At 52.5% G+C, this 795-nt stretch carries 8 tRNA genes; all 8 read left to right on the top strand.

Annotation, left to right across the window (positions count from 1 at the left end):
• The first annotated feature begins 56 nt into the window (after window positions 1-56).
• The 8 genes from Q3223_RS19420 (at window position 57) to Q3223_RS19455 (ending at window position 781) form a co-directional block, all read left to right on the top strand.
• Window positions 57-147 (top strand) — tRNA-Ser (locus Q3223_RS19420).
• 8 nt (window positions 148-155) lie between these two features.
• Window positions 156-232: transfer RNA gene (locus Q3223_RS19425), tRNA-Pro, on the top strand.
• A 4-nt stretch (window positions 233-236) separates the two neighbouring features.
• Window positions 237-310: transfer RNA gene (locus Q3223_RS19430), tRNA-Ile, on the top strand.
• An 11-nt stretch (window positions 311-321) separates the two neighbouring features.
• Window positions 322-397, top strand: a tRNA-Trp gene (locus tag Q3223_RS19435).
• A 61-nt stretch (window positions 398-458) separates the two neighbouring features.
• Window positions 459-535, top strand: a tRNA-Pro gene (locus Q3223_RS19440).
• Between the two features lie 6 nt (window positions 536-541).
• Window positions 542-618 (top strand) — tRNA-Ile (locus Q3223_RS19445).
• 3 nt (window positions 619-621) lie between these two features.
• Window positions 622-697 (top strand) — tRNA-Phe (locus Q3223_RS19450).
• A gap of 7 nt (window positions 698-704) precedes the next feature.
• Window positions 705-781 (top strand) — tRNA-Met (locus tag Q3223_RS19455).
• The last annotated feature ends 14 nt before the right edge of the window (window positions 782-795 follow it).

A 795-nucleotide genomic window follows, 5' to 3' on the forward strand; every position in this document is an offset into this window, starting at 1 on the left:
GGCCGTGGGTTCGAATCCCACCCTCTCCGCCAAGTAAATAAATAGGACTTAAATTTGGAGAAGTACTCAAGTGGCTCAAGAGGATCCCCTGCTAAGGGATTAGGCTGGGTAACCGGTGCGAGGGTTCGAATCCCTCCTTCTCCGCCATTTAAAAACGAGGTGTAGCGCAGTTTGGTAGCGCACATGGTTTGGGACCATGGGGCCGGGGGTTCGAGTCCCTTCACCTCGACCAACTTGGACCTTTAGCTCAGTTGGTTAGAGCGCCCGGCTCATAACCGGTAGGTCTGGGGTTCGAGTCCCTGAAGGTCCATTATTCTTCATAGGGGTGTAGCTCAGTTGGTAGAGCGTCGGTCTCCAAAACCGTGCGCCGGGGGTTCGAGTCCCTCCACCCCTGCCAAATTAAAAAGGACTTGAAAAAAAATAGATTTTAGAGTAGTATAAAATAGTAAATGAAATTTCGAGGTGTAGCGCAGTTTGGTAGCGCACATGGTTTGGGACCATGGGGCCGGGGGTTCGAGTCCCTTCACCTCGACCAAGAAAAGGGCCTATAGCTCAGGTGGTTAGAGCGCACGCCTGATAAGCGTGAGGTCGCTGGTTCGAGTCCAGCTAGGCCCACCATTTGCCCAGATAGCTCAGTCGGTAGAGCAGGGGACTGAAAATCCCCGTGTCGGTGGTTCGATTCCGCCTCTGGGCACCAGAAATACGGCGGTATAGCTTAGTTGGCTAGAGCGTTCGGTTCATACCCGAAAGGTCATAGGTTCGACTCCTATTACCGCTACCATCTAACTATATCAA

The sequence above is a fragment of the Clostridioides sp. GD02367 genome (genome assembly GCF_045900275.1).
GTDB lineage: Bacteria > Bacillota > Clostridia > Peptostreptococcales > Peptostreptococcaceae > Clostridioides > Clostridioides difficile_A.